Origin of the sequence: Serpentinicella sp. ANB-PHB4, assembly GCF_031432315.1 — a bacterium.
GTDB lineage: Bacteria > Bacillota > Clostridia > Peptostreptococcales > Natronincolaceae > Serpentinicella.
Genome location: NZ_JAVKGO010000002.1, coordinates 167,161 through 183,224, shown reverse-complemented (window position 1 = coordinate 183,224; position 16,064 = coordinate 167,161). Strand labels below are relative to the sequence as shown.

The 16,064-nt window shown below is 32.4% G+C and carries 17 protein-coding genes and 1 other annotated feature; of the genes, 3 read left to right on the top strand and 14 right to left on the bottom strand.

Annotated elements, in window-relative coordinates:
* Nucleotides 1–4: 4 nt before the first annotated feature.
* The 7 genes from RH915_RS03430 to RH915_RS03400 all read right to left on the bottom strand — a co-directional run bounded on the left by RH915_RS03430 (nt 5) and on the right by RH915_RS03400 (nt 5,161).
* Nucleotides 5–694, bottom strand: a complete 690-nt coding sequence (locus RH915_RS03430; protein ID WP_310477913.1) for a metallophosphoesterase — start codon at nt 692–694, stop codon at nt 5–7.
* A gap of 26 nt (nt 695–720) precedes the next feature.
* The gene (locus RH915_RS03425) at nt 721–1,524 is read right to left on the bottom strand and encodes a GTP pyrophosphokinase (RefSeq protein ID WP_310477912.1); all 804 of its coding nucleotides are present in this window, start codon (nt 1,522–1,524) and stop codon (nt 721–723) included.
* 159 nt (nt 1,525–1,683) lie between these two features.
* Nucleotides 1,684–2,097, bottom strand: a complete 414-nt coding sequence (locus RH915_RS03420; RefSeq protein WP_310477911.1) for a hypothetical protein — start codon at nt 2,095–2,097, stop codon at nt 1,684–1,686.
* A gap of 239 nt (nt 2,098–2,336) precedes the next feature.
* A complete protein-coding gene (locus RH915_RS03415; protein ID WP_331618281.1) occupies nt 2,337–3,260 on the bottom strand; it encodes a TIGR01212 family radical SAM protein in 924 nt (307 codons plus the stop codon).
* A gap of 37 nt (nt 3,261–3,297) precedes the next feature.
* On the bottom strand, nt 3,298–3,681 hold the full coding sequence (locus RH915_RS03410; protein ID WP_310477910.1) for a universal stress protein UspA: 384 nt from the start codon (nt 3,679–3,681) through the stop codon (nt 3,298–3,300).
* Between the two features lie 143 nt (nt 3,682–3,824).
* A complete protein-coding gene (locus RH915_RS03405) occupies nt 3,825–4,838 on the bottom strand; it encodes a LysM peptidoglycan-binding domain-containing protein (protein ID WP_310477909.1) in 1,014 nt (337 codons plus the stop codon).
* A gap of 140 nt (nt 4,839–4,978) precedes the next feature.
* Nucleotides 4,979–5,161 carry a DUF378 domain-containing protein gene (locus RH915_RS03400; RefSeq protein ID WP_310477908.1) on the bottom strand — a complete coding sequence of 61 codons (183 nt, stop codon included), beginning with the start codon at nt 5,159–5,161 and terminating at the stop codon, nt 4,979–4,981.
* 125 nt (nt 5,162–5,286) lie between these two features.
* Between RH915_RS03400 and RH915_RS03395 the strand changes: the two genes are divergently transcribed.
* Nucleotides 5,287–5,766 (top strand): HD domain-containing protein, encoded by a 480-nt coding sequence (locus RH915_RS03395; protein WP_310477907.1) that lies wholly within the window; start codon nt 5,287–5,289, stop codon nt 5,764–5,766.
* Nucleotides 5,767–5,798: 32 nt separating this feature from the next.
* Nucleotides 5,799–6,362 (top strand): hypothetical protein, encoded by a 564-nt coding sequence (locus RH915_RS03390; protein ID WP_310477906.1) that lies wholly within the window; start codon nt 5,799–5,801, stop codon nt 6,360–6,362.
* Nucleotides 6,363–6,377: 15 nt separating this feature from the next.
* Here RH915_RS03390 and RH915_RS03385 read toward each other — a convergent pair whose 3' ends face one another.
* On the bottom strand, nt 6,378–7,985 hold the full coding sequence (locus RH915_RS03385) for a peptide chain release factor 3 (protein ID WP_310477905.1): 1,608 nt from the start codon (nt 7,983–7,985) through the stop codon (nt 6,378–6,380).
* Nucleotides 7,986–8,172: 187 nt separating this feature from the next.
* Complete coding sequence (locus tag RH915_RS03380; protein WP_310477904.1) at nt 8,173–9,486, bottom strand: Na+/H+ antiporter family protein; 1,314 nt, start codon at nt 9,484–9,486, stop codon at nt 8,173–8,175.
* 227 nt (nt 9,487–9,713) lie between these two features.
* Nucleotides 9,714–9,952, top strand: a binding site (T-box leader).
* 79 nt (nt 9,953–10,031) lie between these two features.
* Here RH915_RS03380 and trpB point away from each other — a divergent pair.
* Nucleotides 10,032–11,207 (top strand): tryptophan synthase subunit beta, encoded by a 1,176-nt coding sequence (gene trpB, locus RH915_RS03375; RefSeq protein ID WP_310477903.1) that lies wholly within the window; start codon nt 10,032–10,034, stop codon nt 11,205–11,207.
* 44 nt (nt 11,208–11,251) lie between these two features.
* On the opposite strand, the gene RH915_RS03370 is transcribed toward trpB, so the two are convergent.
* The 5 genes from RH915_RS03370 to RH915_RS03350 form a co-directional block, all read right to left on the bottom strand.
* Nucleotides 11,252–13,675, bottom strand: a complete 2,424-nt coding sequence (locus tag RH915_RS03370) for an ATP-binding protein (RefSeq protein WP_310477902.1) — start codon at nt 13,673–13,675, stop codon at nt 11,252–11,254.
* On the bottom strand, nt 13,672–14,784 hold the full coding sequence (locus RH915_RS03365; protein ID WP_310477901.1) for a metallophosphoesterase family protein: 1,113 nt from the start codon (nt 14,782–14,784) through the stop codon (nt 13,672–13,674). The genes RH915_RS03370 and RH915_RS03365 overlap by 4 nt, the downstream gene beginning before the upstream one ends.
* A 132-nt stretch (nt 14,785–14,916) precedes the next feature.
* Nucleotides 14,917–15,393, bottom strand: coding sequence for a peptide-methionine (S)-S-oxide reductase MsrA (gene msrA, locus RH915_RS03360; RefSeq protein WP_310477900.1), 477 nt, complete (start codon nt 15,391–15,393; stop codon nt 14,917–14,919).
* Between the two features lie 69 nt (nt 15,394–15,462).
* Complete coding sequence (locus RH915_RS03355; RefSeq protein ID WP_310477899.1) at nt 15,463–15,675, bottom strand: asparagine synthase; 213 nt, start codon at nt 15,673–15,675, stop codon at nt 15,463–15,465.
* A 95-nt stretch (nt 15,676–15,770) separates the two neighbouring features.
* Nucleotides 15,771–16,025: a hypothetical protein gene (locus tag RH915_RS03350; RefSeq protein ID WP_310477898.1), complete on the bottom strand. Its 255-nt coding sequence runs from the start codon at nt 16,023–16,025 to the stop codon at nt 15,771–15,773.
* Nucleotides 16,026–16,064 lie beyond the last annotated feature (39 nt).

Here is a 16,064-nt window from a genome sequence, read left to right as displayed (position 1 = left end):
TAATCTATAATATTTTTAAAGGTTTAAAATCTAAGTAATCACAGGATGTCAATTTATAATGTATACCTTCAAATTCCCCTTGTAATCCAATATTATAAGCATCTTTTCCGTGTAGATGTCCATATATAACTTGCTCTACTTCATGTTCTTTAATGACTTCTGTAAATAAAGAAGGTTCAAACTTTTCATTGGTTGGTGGATAGTGAAGCATACATATTATTTTGTCATACCCTGCTTTTTTTGCAGCTTCTAAGGATAGTTTTAAACGGTTAGCTTCTCTATTATAAATTTTATTGTCTTTTTGGGTAAAATGATAAGACCCGGGACAATTCCACCCTCTTGTACCACAAATAGCATAATCTTCATATGTTTCAAATGTGTTTTGGATAAACATCATATTATCATATAGCCCATTTATTTTGGTTAAGGAAGTCCACCAATAATCATGATTGCCTTTTATAAAAATTTTTTTTCCTGGAAGCTTGTGTATCCATTCTAAATCTTTACTAGCCTCTTGTAATGAGATTGCCCAAGAAATATCCCCTGGGATCAAAATTGTATCATCTTCTGAAACAGTTAACTTCCAACTCTGCTCTATTTTTTCATAGTGACGTTCCCATTGCTCTCCAAAAATATCCATAGGCTTTTCGCTGCTAAAACTTAAATGTAAATCCCCAATAGCGTATAGGCTCATATTTTATCACCTTTTCTTAACTTTACTTAATTAATCCCATCTATTTCATCAATAAAATTGCTTATTTCTTTATCCAGCTTTTTTAAATCGACTACTTCTGTATTTTCCCAAACTTTGTTAAATTGTGCTTGGAATTCTATTACTTCTTTTGTACGTCCAGCTTTCTGTAGTGCATGAATGTTTCTTAGGATATTTGATATGGTTTTGGAACGTACTTCAAACATCTTTTGTGCTTGTCTAATTTCATGTCTTATTCCTGACATTTCTTGATCTAACTTAAATGCAGCATCAGCTGCTTTTTTGATACGGCCTTCTATATGTATAGGAATATTTTGCTTATATTTATATTTAAGTGAATGTTCTATGGTTGCCCAAAAATTCATGGCTAAGGTTCTTATCTGTATTTCAGCTAGGATTACCTTTGGCCCAAGTGCAGTTTGTATTGGGTAGTTTATAATAATATGATAGCTTCTATAGCCACTTTCTTTATAATTTGTAATGTAATCTTTTTCATATACAATATCTAAGTCACTTCCATCACGTTCTCTTATGTAATCCACAACAGTATAGATGTCTTCAACAAACTGGCACATTATTCGAATACCTGCTATGTCTTCAATCTTTTCTGCGATGTCTTCATTTTCTACCTCTAGTTTTTTTGCCTTTTCTATTATGCTAGAAACTCGTTTTACCCGCCCAGTTACAAACTCGATCGGTGAGTATTCGCCAATAGTTCTCAATTCAGTTCTTATACTTTTAAACTTTACTTTTAACTCTTCTACGGCATTTTCATAGGGAATTAAAAACTTTCTCCATTCAGTAGTATGCATTTTAGTCACCTCATTATAGCCAATTGTATTAATATTGAACTCCTATGTTATTATAACATTTTTTTCCTTAATTATTGAATTAATTTTTATACAAAATCCACCAATATTTTTAAAAAACAAACTCTTGAAGTATAAACTTCAAGAGTTAGACAACTAAACTCATTCTATCATATATTTTTCTAAAAACTCCGGCAAATCATCCTTACACTTACCTATTGTCATAATAAAGTTTACATTATATTTTAATTCTAATTCTGCGAGTTTATTAAAAAATGTTTCTAACTCTTGTACTTCTTTATTGGTTATATTAAATAATCGATCAATGTAGATATTCTCTACATCATAATTTGAAGCAATTATGCCACATATGAACCCATATAGGGATGTATCATCATTTATGTTGTATTCACTAATCCCCATAAACCGTACCTTATAATCGATTTTATACATCTGGTTGTTATCATAGTCTAGAAAAACTAAGTTTCCTTTAGTCGTTTTTATTGCATTGTTTACCATTCCAATTAACTTTTTTGTTTTTCCACTTCCCTCTTGACCGGTAAGTAGCTTTATCATTAATTTTCTACCCCCTTTTTATCTATTATTTATAAATATTCTATATTTTCTGATATTTACCTTTAAAAATTTTTAGATACATCTTTATATAAAAACAATTTTCAAGCTGTATTTCATTTTTTAGAATAAATATACAAAAATAATCTTACTCATTATTTCAATTTATACTTATATTTGCGTAATGATCAGTCTCATAATAGATTATTTTGTATATTTATTCATTTGAAATTATTGTTGAATTATTTTCTAAATTGTTTGCCTTGATAACTGTCCCTGGCCTCTAAATTATGATCAATTAAATCTTTAATTTTCCACCAGCTCATGTTCCAATTTACAAACAAACTATTTTCTTCTGGTGCTCTACCAATCAACCTCTGTACTACTATTTTAGGACTAAGGTGTTCTAAAAAAGTAATCACTCGGTCTACATATTGGTCTACTGTAATCATCTCAATATCTCCATGCTTATATTGTTCTCCTAATTTTGTATCATTCATAATATATAGTGCATGAAGTTTTACTTGTTCTACTTCAAGTACAGACAATATCTTTGCATTTTCAATAACATCATCCATGTTATCCCATGGTAAGTTTAGAATCAAATGTACACACATTTCAAAACCATACTTCTTTATTTTCAATACAGCATCAATAAATTCTGCTAGTGTATGACCTCTATTTACTTTTTTTAATGAATGATAATTTACTGTTTGAAGCCCTAATTCAATTGTAATTTCAATATCATAAGCTTCTTTTATTTCTTTGAGATAGGCTAAATACATTTCATCAATACAATCTGGTCTTGTTGATATAGCAATTTCTACTACATTGTCGACAACAGCCTCTTTTATATATTTTTTGAATTGATCTAGTGGCATATATGTGTTTGTATAGTTCTGAAAGTATGCAATAAATTTATTCGCTTTATATCTACGGGAGATATAATTCATATTTTTTTCAATCTGTTCTTTAACTGATAAAGTATCGGATAAATTCTCAAACCCAGCACCTACTTCTGCGCAAAAGGTGCACCCTCCTGTTCCTTTTTTCCCATCTCTATTTGGACAAGTGACTGGAAGGTTAATCGGTAGTTTATAAACTTTTTCTCCATACTTTTGTTTTAAATGCTTTGAGTATATATTATATCTTTCTTTTGTATCCAAAATAATCAATCCATTCTCTAAGATTCAACTTCCAATATTATGTTGAAATAATTTTTAGATCTAATCTATTGTTCAGTTTTTTAGATAACTCTATACTAATATTATTTTTGCTTTGTTCTTCCCTTGATTCTCCTAAAACAATTGCGTTGATATCATTCTTTTTACAAAAATCTATTATACTCTTTACAACCTCAGAGGACCTAATAACTGTCATATCTGCGCCTACATTTTTAGATATTTCAAATAAATAGTCCAGTGCTTCTCCTTCTTTAGAGTTCCCAAGAATTTTCCACCCATTCGGTGCAACATGTACAACATATAATTTATCGTCAGGAGTATTACACATTTCTGATCCGACTTTTATCAATTTTTCACAGGTCTTTTGTTGTGTTACACATACCATTACATTTTTTTCTTCCATATTGCTCCCCCTTTTTTTACTTTCTTGAAGCAGAAGAATATTGTACTTACTTATATTATACTATAGTTTTATTCCTATTTCACATTCACATTTTGACAAACCAAAAGATAATCCTTTAGCCATGGCTAAAGGATTATCTTTTGTTAACCTGTTATTCTACCTCGTAAAACTACTTTCCCTTCTGGTGCCTTTGGCTTTGCAACCTTCTCTGCGGTTACTATAACCTCGTCGTATCCACGCCAATCCCCGGTAGTTTTTCCATAACCTGCAAGTATTCCAGGTGCACAATCTTTTAATTCAACACCGAAATACATTTTAGTATCTCTGTCAACTACCCATGCATAGTATCCACAATAATCTTTTCCTAGCTCTGACAGTGCTGGTAATCCAAAGGTGGTAATCCATAATGTCGGATCATCAACATTAACAAAAGCTACCCCACCTAAAGCAGTTATACTAGGCTCAGGCTTTAGTAATACCCTTACAATCCCAGTAGGTAATGGAACGTCCGGTGCTGGTATACAAATTTGTTGGCCAATCTCAAGCACATTAGGATCAGTCACCTGTGGGTTCGCTTGAATTAATCTTTGTAAACTTACGCCAAATCTTCTAGCAATTAAGAACATGGTATCTCCTGCTCTTACGGTATATAAGGTTCCATCAGGACAATCAACTGGAGGTGGAACCGGTGGTACTGGTGGTGTTGGAACTCGTGGTATGCAAATTCTTTGCCCAATTTCAAGTATATTTGGATCAGGTATTTGAGGATTTGCTCTTATAAGTTGTTCAACTGTGACTTCATATCTTCTAGCAATTAAAAACATTGTATCTCCAGGTTGCACAATGTAAACTGTGCCGTCAGGACAAAACTCTCCTGGTGGTGGAGGTGGTACTGGTGGTGCTGCTGTAGGAACACAAATCCTTTGACCTACTACAAGAACATTCGGATTTGCTACTTGGGGATTTGCTTGTATTAGTGCTTGTAAGCTAATTGCATATCTATTTGCAATTCGAAACATTGTATCCCCTGGTTGTACTGTATAAATAAACCCACCAGGACATGTCGGCGGTTCTGGCATTTGATTCATCATTGGATTTTGCATAGGCCCCATCATTGGATTCATCGGGTATGGCATTCCATAATTATTATAGTACATGATTCATTTCTCCTTTCAAATTAAATGCTCTATGTCATTATATGAATTTACTATTATTTTGGTTCAAAAAAAAAGAAGCAACTTTCGTTACTTCAAGAATCGTCTAATTATACAATATATAATTTTATTGACTTATTTTATTACCTCGTAATCAGTAGCAATAATAAATATACACCAGATATCCCTACAAATGTATATATAAACCTTGTCACTACCGTTTGAACACCAAATATTTTATCAACAATATTTACATTAAATAACCCTATTAGCCCCCAGTTGATCGCCCCTACAATAACAAAAATTAAAGCAATCCATGTTAACAAATGATCTCCCCCTTATATAATATATACTTTTTTCACAAGATATCAGTGAAAGCACAATCATATTTTTCTACATATATATGTCTAAACTAATTTTGATATGCTATAATGTTATGGGAGGTTATCAGATGTTTTACCGAATACGTCAATTCCTTTTAGGACTTACTGCAAAAATGACAGAAAATGATCATATATTTATTGATAAATTTTTAAATAGCAAAGAAAAAGAATTATTTTATCGTCTAAGAAGTAGCGAACAAAAACATTCTGTAAATGTTGCATATGGATGCTTTAAAGAACTTAATAACAATACTTTAACCCGTGCAGCTTTATTACACGATATCGGTAAGGTGAAAAGTAATCTAACCTTGGTAAATAAAGCCCTAGTTGTTCTTAGTATGAAGTTTAATATAAACAGCAAAATCCTTCCTTCTTTTTTAAGACAAGCACTTTACTTTAAAGCACATCATCCGGAAATTGGATTTGAAATATTAAATGAATTTATAGAAGATGAAAAAATGTTATCCTTAGTTAGGTATCATCATAATCCTGAGAAATATAAAACTTTAGAAATGGATGTATTAATAAAATATGATAACTTATATTAATATATTTCTACGTAAGAAAAGGGGCCTGAATTATGAAATTTAATCTATTAAAAAATACACTAGTTGCCTGGGCAATATTATTTACATTGTCTATTTTTCAACTTGTTAACAAAGGCGAGGGTTATACCCACATTATTTGGATTGGCATGGTGGGAATCGGTATTTTTTATTCCATTTTACTAATTTTAAATCAATATTATAGAATAAAGCTAACAAAAAATGATAATGGTGTTGAAGTCGGTGGAAATCTTACAGGTATTTTTAACGGTATTTTATTTTTTGCTGTAGCTATGCTGACCTATTCTATTGTTTCCTTTGAACCAACTTTAGCAAGAGGACCGGTAATTTTACTATTCGTTCATAGTTATGTATCAGGAAATAGTGCTATAGTTGGTGATCGATATATTGCTATTGGTTTTTCTTTTTTTAAAAAAGATAAAATTACAGATTTTGAAGTGAAGGAATTAAAGCTAAAACAATTTTCTGGAATTATCAAGTTAAATAACGGCAAGCAAATTACGATTACAAGAAGTAAAGAAGATTTACTTTCATTCGCTGCTCTTATTGACCAAAAACCGAAAGAACCTCTTAGCTAACTAAGAGGTTCTTTTTTAATTACTGTTTCTTGTATCGATATCTTTTAATACTGCATTTTTATTTCTTTCTTCTACTTTTTGAATAGACCACTCATTTTGGAATAATAAAACAGGATTATTATTTCTGTCTTCAGCAATTAAGGTGTCCATTGTAATGCTAAACTTATCTGGTTCAAACTTTTCACTCATTTCAACCCATCTAATGTATTTATATGGCATATGTTCCATATGAATTTTCACATTATATTCATTCAAAAGACGATATTCAAGCACTTCGAATTGAAGCACCCCAACAACACCAATAATTAACTCTTCTACTCCCACTTCAGGTCTTTTAAATACTTGTATCGCGCCTTCTTCTGAAAGTTGATCAATACCCTTTAAAAATTGTTTTCGTTTCATAGAATCTTTTGCATAAACTTTAGCAAAATGTTCTGGTGCAAAAACAGGAATACCTTCGTAGTTAATCTTAGCGTTATCTTCACATAATGTATCCCCTATTCGAAATATACCTGGGTCATGGACTCCTATAATATCTCCGGGATAGGCATTTTCAACTACAGCACGATCTTGTGCAAGAAACTGCTGTGGTTGGGAGAGCTTTATTTTCTTTTTATTTCGCACATGATTTACAGCCATGCCTTTTTCAAACTTACCTGAACAAATTCGAATAAAAGCGATACGATCTCTATGAGCTGGATTCATATTCGCTTGTATTTTGAAAATAAACCCCGTAAAGTTGTCACTTCCTGGATCTACTGGTCCGATGTTACTTTGACGAGCTTGGGGCGGTGATGTTATATCTAAAAAGGACTGTAGGAATGGTTCTACCCCAAAATTAGTCATTGCACTTCCAAAAAATACTGGTGTTAATTCCCCAGTTAAAATTTTATCTAAATCATAGTCATCTCCAGCTATATCTAATAGTTCTATCTCTTCTAGTAATTGGCTGTGTAGGTCCTCCCCAAGTAATTCTTTGAATTTAGGGTCAGCAATGTCTCCAGTAACAGTTGTTGCTTCTGACTGTCCGTGATTTCCCCCATCAAAAAGCTCTATTTGTCCCTTCACACGATTATATACGCCTTTAAAATTTCCATCAGTTCCTATAGGCCAATTCATTGGATAGGAACGAATACCTAATACTTGTTCTATTTCTTCCATTAATTCAAAGGGATCTTTACCTGCTCTATCTAGCTTATTAATAAATGTAAAAATAGGTATTCCTCTCATTTTACAAACATGGAATAATTTCTTTGTTTGTGCCTCTACCCCTTTAGCACAGTCTATAACCATGACAGCACTATCTGCTGCAACTAATGTTCTATAGGTATCCTCACTAAAGTCTTGATGTCCTGGTGTGTCTAGTATGTTTACACAGTGATTTGCATAATTAAATTGCATTACACTAGATGTAACAGAAATACCTCTTTGCTTTTCTATTTCCATCCAATCAGAAACAGCATGTTTTTGTGTTTTTCTTGATTTTACTGAACCAGCTAATCGAATAGCCCCTCCGTATAGTAAAAACTTTTCAGTTAAAGTCGTTTTACCTGCATCGGGATGGGAAATAATCGCAAAGGTTCTTCTCTTCTTTACTTCTTCCTCTAATAGATTTTGACTCATACTAATCCTCTTTCCGCAAAAAATGTTTTTTAACACAATAGATTTTATATGTTTTTAAAATTACTGTCAATGAAAGTTATCTTTAGTGTAGCTAATTTAACTATTTTATTAAAGTTTTATTTTGAATAACCCGTAAAATAACCAATCTTATTAATAAGATTGGTTATTTTAATACTTTTTATTAATTTTATAATAATAGTGCTCCTATGATTCCAAATATGATAAGTGGAATATTAAAGTGTAAAAACGTTGGTACACAGGTATCCCAAATGTGATCATGTTGCCCATCAGCATTTAATCCAGCTGTCGGCCCTAACGTACTGTCTGATACAGGTGACCCTGCATCTCCTAAGGCTGCGGCTGTTCCTATTAGTAGGATCGTTGCCGGGACACTAAAGTCCATAGCTGTTGCTAATGGTATATATATTGCAGCTATTATAGAAACCGTACTAAAGGATGAACCTATACCCATAGTAATTAATAAACCTAATAGAATCATTACAGTTGCACCCATAAATTTAGATGTTATTATATTAGTCGTTGATTCTACTAATGTTTCTACTCCACCAGTAGCCGTCATTACCGACCCAAAACCTGAAGCAACAAGCATAACAAAGGCAATGAAGCCCATCATGCCAATTCCACCATTAATAAACTTATCTAAATCTTTAAATTTCATCGCACCGGATAAAATCATAATTAATATACCGGCTAAAGCAGCTAAGGGTAAAGATTTAAGTTGAATTTGTATAACCAATGCTGCCACCGCACCTATCAAAGCAAAAACGTGTGCTTTATTTAATCTATCAGAATTTCCTGACTCTGTTGTCGCTGCAACTTCCTCAGTAACAAGTTCCTGGGACTCATATGTGCGTCCTTTTCTATAAGTAAATAAAATCGATATAAACAAACCTACAAGCATTGCTAAACCAGGAATCCACATAACCTGCCAGATCATTCTATTGGTAACTGTCATTCCGTTTAGGCCCATTTGGTCTCTAATGATATTGTGAAATATCAATCCGTATCCTAATGGTATTGCAACATAAGGTGCTTTTAACCCAAAAGTTAAGGCTGTTGCTACTGCTCTTCTATCAATATTTAATTTGTTCATCACACCTAATAGTGGCGGAATAAGTATAGGGATAAAAGCGATATGCACAAGAATTAAGTTCTGAGATAAACAACTAATTGCTGCAATAATAAAAACTAAAACTTTTCCTTTTCCACTCAAACCATTAGCTAATTTTTTTGTTAATAAATCTGCAGCTCCAGTTTGGGTAAAGGCAACAGCAAAAGCACCTAATAAAATATAACTTAGGGCTGTTTCTGCATTTCCACCCATTCCATCAATTAAGGTTTCCATAATTTCGCTAACTGGCATATCTGCAATTAATCCACCTGCAAGTGCAGCTATAATTAATGAAATGATAACATTTACTTTTAAAAGACATAGTACTGTTAAAATTAGTATAGATAGTACTACTGGATTTGTAAACATAGAGAATCCCCCTTCAATTTTAATTTTGCTCTGTTACTTTAGTACGCTAAATCATTACTGTTATATTGTCTTATATTTTTTCTAATTTGTCTAGTGTTTTATTAAAATATTTAATATTAAAATTATTCTGATAATTAGAGTGTTAAAACCCTAGTTTTAAATTTTTTTCAAAAAAATGTGTTGACATATTAAAAGTTTAGTCTTACAATGTTAAAAACATTATAATTATTAAAACGATGATTAAGATGAGTAGATACAGGATGTAATTATAGAGAGTCGGGGATGGTGGAATCCTGATATTAAAGAATGTATTGAATGGACTTATGAGTTGAAGCCGAAATATTTAGTAGGCAACACGGGTTCTCCCGTTATAGAGATAGGATATCGGATTTTTATCCCGTATCGGATTGAGTGGGTATTTTATTACCAAAACAAGGTGGCACCGCGGTCTATAACCGTCCTTTATGTATGTATTTGCATACGTAAAGGGCGTTTTTTTATTTTTGTTATATTTAAAATTTATATAAATCAAGGAGGCGTTTATTATGAAAAATAAAAATGGGTATTTTGGTGAGTTCGGTGGTTGTTATGTTCCTGAGGCTTTAGAGACTGTGTTAAAGGAGGTAGAGAGTAACTTTTTCAAGTACATTGAAGATCCTGATTTTTTAGAAGAGCTTGCGTATTATCAAAAACAGTTTATTGGTAGAGAAAATCCTTTGTATTTTGCTGAGCGATTAACAGAAAAAGTTGGTGGTGCAAAAATCTACTTAAAGCGAGAAGATTTAAATCATACTGGTGCTCATAAAATAAATAATACCGTTGGTCAGGTTTTACTTGCAAAAAGAATGGGTAAAAAACGTATTATTGCAGAGACAGGCGCTGGTCAACATGGTGTTGCTACTGCTACTGTTTGTGCACTTTTCGGTATGGACTGTACAATTTACATGGGTGAAGTTGATACTAAAAGACAGGAGTTAAACGTTTTTCGTATGGAACTTTTAGGTGCTAAGGTTGTACCTGTTACTTTCGGAACCAAAACTTTAAAAGATGCTGTAGATGCAGCACTGATTGACTTCGTAGAAAATGCTGACGATACCTTTTATCTACTAGGGTCTGCTGTTGGCCCTCATCCTTATCCTATAATGGTCCGTGAGTTTCAAAGTGTTATAGGTTCAGAAGCCCGCAGACAAATTCTTGAAGTTGAAAATCGACTTCCTGACTATTTAATTGCAGCTGTTGGCGGTGGTAGTAATGCAATTGGTTTATTTCACCCTTTTGTAGATGACCAAGAGGTGAAAATAATTGGTGTTGAACCAGCTGGAAAAGGATTAGACACTACTGAGCATGCAGCTTCTATTTCATTAGGTAGTGTTGGTGTTTTACATGGATTTAAGTGTTATACACTACAAGATGAAGATGGAGAACCGCTTCCTGTGCATTCTATTGCTGCTGGTTTAGATTACCCGGGTGTTGGCCCTGAACACAGTTATTATCATCAATCCGGTAGAGGAGAATATGTTTCCATAACGGATAAAGAAGCTTTAGATGCCTTCTTTACCCTTTCTAAATGCGAGGGAATTATTCCAGCTATAGAAAGTTCTCATGCAATTGCTCATGCCATTAAAGTAGCTAAAGAATTAACCAAAGATAAGATTATTATTGTTAACCTTTCAGGCCGTGGGGATAAGGATGTGCAGCAAGTAAAAGAAATGATTAGTTAAATAATATATTAAGCAGGTTCTATAGAACCTGCTTAAATATATTGTTACATATTTATAATGTGTCCATCTAATAACTCCGCTGTTTCTTTGCTACAGGTTGTAAATATAACCTGGTGTTTAGTAGAAAATCGTTTTATAAGTTGAACCGCTGCGTTTCTTCGTTCTTCATCCATATCAATTAAACAATCATCTAAGACTAAAACCCCTGACTGATCTCTATATAAAAAGGCTACTACAGATAATCTTAAAGCTAGGGCTACACTATCGTGGGTACCCATTGATAATAAATGTATAGGCATGTCACTATCGTTTTTATTTATTATTTCAATATTAAACTGATCATCTATTTTACCACTTTTATATTGCCCTAAAGTTAGCTCAGACAAATATTCACTAAAAAGCTTTGTTAATGGCACAAATGATTCACTATCGACTTCTTCAAGATTTTTATAAAAAGCTTCTCTTATTTTCAGCAAACTTTTCCCTTTCTTTAATGCTTTTTTAAACCTACTCTCTTTCTCCTTGAATATTGAAATTAGCTCTTCAGAAGAATATTCAGGCATATCTTTACCTATTTCAATTAGGGATTCTTTTAAATCATTGCATAACATACTCTTTTCTTTTAATGCTTGCCTTAGTTCTGTTAATACTTTATTAAAAGCTTCAGCTGATTCAAATTCTTCTGGTAGCTTCGCAAGCTTGTCTAACTGATTTACAATACTTTTAAGCGCAACTTTTACATCAATCATTTCATCCAGTAGCTTATCTGTTTCTTCATAATCACTAATCCATTTTTTTAGCTTTGCATCTGTTGATTGTTTTTTAATTTTTAAATCAATTTCTTTATCATGTAAGTTCTTTTTCTCTTCCTCTATTACATTCATTTCACGAGGGGCTTTTAGTGATTCATATGACTGTCTTTGTTCCTTCAAGCCTTCAATTGTTTCATCACCGAGCAATTCTTTAATTTGTGAGTCTAACAATTTCATTTCTTGCTGTAAATTAGATATACTTTTAAAATTTAATTTAGCATCTAATAAGCTGTCTACTTGTAATTTAGATAATTTATTGTTGTTTAGTTTTTGTAAATCAACGTATTTTTCTCTTAAGGTTGTAAAATCTTGCTCTCCTGTTTTTAGCTCAAGCTCAAGTAATTCACCTAATTCTACTCTAACATAGCCATTGGCTTTGAAAGTTGAATTTTTTATTAGCCTTTCCCGTTCGCCTAAATCGGTTGTTACCCATAGATCATGGTCCTGATCCTTTACATTTATTACGCTTCCTATTATTTTTCCTGCTTCCATTGTTGTTTTTATACGGTCTAATTCTGCTTTGTTTTCCTCTAGTTCTGTAATATCTTCTTGCTTAACTAAAGGAAGTTCATCAAGTTTTTGCTGTAGTTCATTTTTTCTTTCCTGTTTTTCTTCTATTTTTTTAATTAGCATCTCTAATGCAAGTTTTTGTTCAAAGGCTTTTGCAATTTTCTGTTCTTCTTCTAAAGTAGTTATCTCATTTTGAATTTGTTCTATGTCACTATTATACTGTTCTATTCTGATCTCTTCTTTAGGCCATTCGGTACTTATTTCTTTTAAGGTTTGTAATTTATTTTCTAAAACTTGCTTTTTAGGCTCTATCATACCTCGTTTTAGTACTTCGCCCTCAATTTTACTCATGTCTTCAATTCTTTTTTCTAGTTTCTCTATTTCTAGCTCTTCAGCTGTCAGCTTTTTAGCAATGTCACTACGTTCTTCTTCTAAGCTTTCTACTTTTTTTATATCTTGTCTAATCTCCTCTTTTTCATAGTAGGCTTTTAATATTTCTCCGACATCTGTTTTATATGGATTGTGTATGCCTCTATTATTTTCAGGGCTTTGATTTTCTATATCCCATCTTTTAAGATATTCTTGACATGTATCTTCTATTTTCTTCTTTAGTTTTTCAATTGGCACACCATCTAGCTCCATAACAACTTTTCTCAAAATAGAACTTAATGTTTCTGTTGTATCACTATCTTCTAAAATTGTTTTAATCGCCTCTTTGATATGCTGTTGTTTCGCAAACAAAATATTATCAAATGTTCCTTCTGCAAAACGAGTAATCTCACTTATAGATGCTAGTGCCTTCGCATCATCACATATTATTTGTCCATCTGGTAGTTCTAATTGAAGGGATGTTTTTGAACCCCAATATTTCTCTATTCCATATCTTTTATCTTCTATATCTATATATATTTTTCCATTAATAAAGTCTCCATGGGGATAGGGCATAAATCGTTTCTTAAAAGTTTTATCTTGTTTATTATTACTTTTTAACTTAACTTGTTTTACAAGGGTTGCATATATTGCTTCAACTAAAGTACTTTTACCCGCTTCATTTGGCCCAAAAACAATATTTATTCCTTCATCAAAGGAAACCTTTTTATCTTTTAGACCGGCAAACCGTTCTGATTCAAAGCTTTTTATCATCATTCCCCTTGCACCTCCTTAATCAGTTCATAAGCTAAGTTTAAAGCTTCTTCATCTTTTTCTAAGCTAGTTAATAATTTATTTGGAAAGGAGTTTGGAGAAAACTCTTCTTGAATCATTTCTCTTGAAATGTTTATTTTTACATCACTATCATCTAAGTCGAAATAAAGTAACGCATTGGCAAGTTGATCTACTATTGTTCGCTTTTTATAAAAAACTTCCTTATCAACACGACCATTGAGTGTCAGTCTAACCAATTTATTTTCGGGTTTATCTTCCAAAAGTTCTTTTTTTATCGCTTCTAAACTTTCTTCATCGCTTATACTGTATTGTAAATCTTGAAAAAGATATTGACCACTTTGTAGTCTTTTAGCCTGTGTATTTTTATTTTCATCCAGCTCAATTAACCAGACGTTCCCTTTATGTTTACAGTCTAATCCATCTGGTTCTGGGGTCCCTGCGTTAAAAATCTTCCAATCTATTGGATTTTCATCAATAGGATATGAAATATGGGTGTGCCCTAATAACCATAAATCTAAATCGATTTCTAGTAGCTCTTTTTCGGACATATTAAAATATCTATTATCCATATCTGGCGAAACACCCGTTAAAGCACCGTGAGCCATACCTATTTTCCACTTATCGTCAGATACTTCACAATCTTTAATCCACCCTAACCTATTTCCATCGGAATGCTTACTATCACAATAAGCAGGATATATTACTGCATCTATGTTAAATTCCTTTAGATCATATGGATTATTCTCTTGCAGTATGAGTACATGATCATCTGTCTCTTGTTTAAAAGTATCCCATAGTGGTGTGTTCCCATCTTGAAAATCATGGTTTCCTGGAAGAATGAGTACACAATTTCCTTGAAATTCGTTTAACATTTTTGCTACCTTTTTTATATCTTTATTAGAAACCCGCATGTTATCAAATAAATCACCAGCAACAGCAAGTATGTGACACTGGTTTTCATTTGCTTTTTTGACAATGTTCTCTATGACTTGAATCCTAGCTTCGATTAGCTGGTTGCGTATATGTTTAGGATACTTCATAAACTTTAATCCTATATGTATATCTCCTGTATGTAATATTTTTAAACTCAAGCTATTGTCCCCCTATCTCTCTAAAAGTTCACTTTATATTATTATAACATTAATAATTCATGGATAGAAATGTAAAAAAACACCTAAAATTATAGGTGTTTTGCACATAAATTAAAATTTTATTATTCTTAATTAAAAGTCTAGGTTGATATGACAATATCCCCCGGGATTCTTTTCAAGATACCTTTGATGGTATTCTTCTGCTAAATAAAATTGTTTTAATGGTTCTACTTCTGTTACAATTGGATCTTTATATTTTAACTGTTCTTCTTTTTTTGTTTTTAATATCATTTCTTTATCTTCTTGTTCAATATAATAAATCCCTGTTCTGTATTGCGAACCTACATCAGGACCTTGTCTATCTTTAATTGTTGGGTCTATAATACGCCAAAAATGCTTTAATATCTCCTCTAGCTTTATAATTTCTTCATCGTACTTTATGTAACAAACTTCAGCATGATTTGTTGTTCCAGTCTTTACTTCTTCATAAGAAGGGGTTTCAGTATCGCCATTTGCGTATCCAACCTTTGTTTCAGTAATTCCATTTATTTTCATAAAATATGCTTCTACACCCCAAAAGCATCCTGCTGCTAAAACGATCTCTTTCATGTTTTTCCCACCCTTTATTTTAAATTAATATTAAAATGAGGGTGAATGACACCCTCATTTTTTGTACTGTCACTTATTGTCTTGAACCATATCAATGCTTCCTAGAACAACATGGGCAAGTCCAAAACCAATTACACCTGCAGCAACTAAGGGCATTAACTTATCTCTGTCCATTCTGTCACTCATGTCCATGTCATCGTCTCGCATCGCCATTGTTTTTAATGCAATTCCTGTTGCTGCAACACCGGTACCTAAAACAGTTGGTATTAAACCTTCTCTCATAGTGACCCCTCCTGTTCTTATACAATTAGTAACAGATACAAGTTTATTTTGCCCTGGGGTCTACTTTATATTCCTGCCATAACTTAGCTCCTAAGTTAATTATCATAAATGTTATCTATTAAACATTTTTCTAGTCTCTCATTGTATTCATTTATACTTTTTATAACATCCCCACTAGATAATTGCAATACTAGTAGTGAATTAATTTGGAACAATCTTTTAAAAAACTGAATATTTGTCGCAAATCGTTTTAGACCGTTATTTGGGTACCCTTTTATGCAATCTTGAAAAGACTCCACATCTTTCATTTTCTTTACCACCATAAGATGCCAGTTTCTTTCTGTTATCATAGCAAAAGCCCCCTTTATGATCATTACGATCTTGCTTTT